The sequence below is a fragment of the Sporosarcina ureae genome, from assembly GCF_029267015.1.
Classification (GTDB): domain Bacteria; phylum Bacillota; class Bacilli; order Bacillales_A; family Planococcaceae; genus Sporosarcina; species Sporosarcina ureae_D.
Genome location: NZ_JARIEA010000022.1, coordinates 1 through 2,860 on the forward strand (window position 1 = coordinate 1; position 2,860 = coordinate 2,860).

3 protein-coding genes are annotated in these 2,860 nt (G+C 40.9%); 1 reads left to right on the plus strand and 2 read right to left on the minus strand.

What is annotated here, in order from left to right; translation table 11 throughout:
* On the plus strand, positions 1-1,256 hold a 1,256-nt coding region (locus Q7P97_RS03435), incomplete at its 5' end, for an FMN-binding glutamate synthase family protein (RefSeq protein ID WP_303966611.1).
* 40 nt (positions 1,257-1,296) lie between these two features.
* On the opposite strand, the gene Q7P97_RS03440 is transcribed toward Q7P97_RS03435, so the two are convergent.
* Positions 1,297-1,980, minus strand: coding sequence for a C40 family peptidase (locus Q7P97_RS03440; RefSeq protein ID WP_303966613.1), 684 nt, complete (start codon positions 1,978-1,980; stop codon positions 1,297-1,299).
* Positions 1,981-2,164: 184 nt separating this feature from the next.
* The gene (locus tag Q7P97_RS03445; RefSeq protein ID WP_303966616.1) at positions 2,165-2,794 is read right to left on the minus strand and encodes a YflT domain-containing protein; all 630 of its coding nucleotides are present in this window, start codon (positions 2,792-2,794) and stop codon (positions 2,165-2,167) included.
* Between the last annotated feature and the right edge of the window lie 66 nt (positions 2,795-2,860).

Consider the following 2,860-nt stretch of genomic DNA (forward strand, 5'->3'; position numbering starts at 1 on the left):
ATTTTCAGGAACCGGGTCATTATATTCGCAATGCGATGTTTACGAAACAAAATGAAGAGATGCGTGTGGATAATGATGAGCTGTTGAGCACGATGCGTTATGAAGTCGACACGGATAATTTATTCTCGCGTAAAGAACATCGCGAAGAAGTGACAACATTGCCTTGGCTACTACCCGAAGAAGACGCGATTGTGCTGGGACCGAATTGTGAGCATCCATTTGTTGTGCGTAGCTTGCTTGGGCAGTCTGCCATGAGTTATGGGGCACTTGGCGATCATGCTATTACTGCACTTTCAAAAGGGATCGGGATGGCTAAAGGTGCTTGGATGAATACAGGGGAAGGGGGCGTATCCGATCATCACTTAGTTGGTGGAGCGGATATCGTTGCACAAATTGGTTCAGGTTTATTTGGATTCCGAACAGAAGATGGCCAGTTCGATATTGAAAAGGTGAAAGAAAAAGCAAGAATACCACAAATTAAAGCATTCGAAATCAAGTTGGCGCAAGGAGCAAAAATGCGCGGGGGACATGTTGAAGGGGAGAAGGTTACGGAAGAAATTGCGTCTATACGAGGTGTAAAACCTTATACATCTATTAATAGTCCAAACCGCTTTAAACAGTTTCACGACTATCCGACGTTATTTTCTTTCATTGAGGATATCCGTCATGCGGGTGGTAAGCCTGTTGGTATTAAAGTCGTCATTGGTGGAAAGCAGGACGCGGAAGAATTAGCATCTTATATGGCTGAAACTGGTATGGGTCCAGACTTTATCTCACTTGATGGAGCAGAAGGTGGATCAGGAGCTACTTATCAAGATTTAGCAGACAGTGTAGGCTTACCCCTTCGTTCGTCTCTCATTCTACTAGATGATGCATTGCGTAAGTTTGAAGTGCGTGATCAAGTAAAAATTATTGCTTCAGGTAAAATCATCACACCTGATAAAGCGGCCATTGCTTTGGCTTTAGGAGCAGATTTAATACAAGTAGCACGTGGTTTCATGATTTCAGTAGGGTGTATCATGGCGGAACGCTGTCATACGAATACATGCCCAGCTGGTGTCGCGACGACAGATAAGAGTTTACAGCGCGCGCTCGTTGTCGAAGAGAAGAAGTTCCGTGTAACGAACTACATTTTAACGATGAGAGAAGGACTATTCCGTGTAGCCGCGGCTGCTGGTCTAGATTCACCTACTAAGTTTGAACGTCATCATGTGATTTATAAAGATGAGCGTGGTAAAATTCATTCCATCGAATAAAAAAACGACCTGATGAATTCTCATCGGGTCGTTTTGCTTATTATATTCTTCTGAAACTATTGAATTTAGATTTCCAGTATGGATTGTTCAAGTTGACAACTTCGGATTTCTTACCGCCTGCATGAACAAATTTATTGTTACCAACATAGATTCCTACATGCGAAATGCCTTTGCGGTATGTGTTATGGAAGAATACTAGATCTCCGGGTCTTGGTGATTTAATTTTTGATGATTGTTTGAATTGCCCAGTTGTTGTTCTAGAAATAGACTTACCATTTTTCTTAAATGAATACTGAATGAATCCACTGCAGTCGAATCCTCTAGTTGAAGTGCCACCGAAACGGTATGGAATTCCACGTAAGTTCATTGCAGTTTTTACCACACCAGAACCTCCGCCCTTAGTAGGGGCAGCTGCTGCTACTGCTTTACCTGTAGATCTTTTCAACAGTGCACTTGACACATATCCTTTTTTACCGTTAATTTTCACCTTGTACCATAATTGCTTACCGACATATTTTTGATGTGTAAGTTGAACTCGAGTACCTTTTCTTAAAGTGAATACTTTTCTATGTTTTGTTCCTGCATCTGCACGGACGTTTGAATTATGTAGCGTTATGTATGTACCACTCTTTGCTGTTGCTTTACTAGCTGCATCGGCTGTTCCGCCTGTAAACCCCATAATCATGACTGACGCCATCAAAATTGAACACAAAAGCTTTTTCATGAATGACTCTCCTCCAGAATAATGTTTGTCGCTTTCTAGCTGCAAGTAACATCTTACACGACAGTTGAAGAGTTAAACATTACGTTCATATTAAGAAGACATTACAGGAATGAAGTTTTGTAAAGGGTTTGTAACATAGCGAATAGCCTCCTTGTAAATTAAAGGAGGCTTGTCTTGAATACAATTAGTCTCTAGGAAATTCAGGAGAATCTTTTTCTGTAATTTGTTCGTAACGTACTGCATCGTCCACTTCTGAAGTAAGATCATTCGTCTGAATAAGAGGGTCTTGATTGGTTGCAGACCGCACTTCCGGATGAGCGGCATTTTGCAAAGGTTCATACCCTCCGTAAGAAGGTTCAGAATCAATGTTTTCAATTAATGGATCTGCTGTTTTATTGTGATGGTTAACAGGTTTAGCAACACTTGGAGGTATTCCGTCTGTATTGAAAAGCTCATCTTTTGAATACACGCTGAATGCCAAGCCTTCATCCACATACAGCATCATGCCGCCATGTTGAACTTCTTCGTAGTAGCGGTCTACTTGAATCGTATCCATACCTATACCGTACATCATTTGTTTTATATGATTTTCACCGGTTAGGAAGTCCATAAAGCGGTCAGTCCATGTGTCGTATGCTGAGTATACATCCGCGCCTGTTCTACTGCGCAGCATGGATACGTCATTTTCATTTTTAGCGATTACATAAATGTTATCATCTAGATAACCGATTTCCTTTAGTTCCTTGATCTTGTCTAGAAGGTCAGCATCGTTATAATATACACCAATAAATGTTTTGCTAATTAGTTCATCCATTGTATAGCCTCCTTCTTCATAGTTGCTATACATAACATACCCGTTTGGTGTTCTTCAGAAACATAG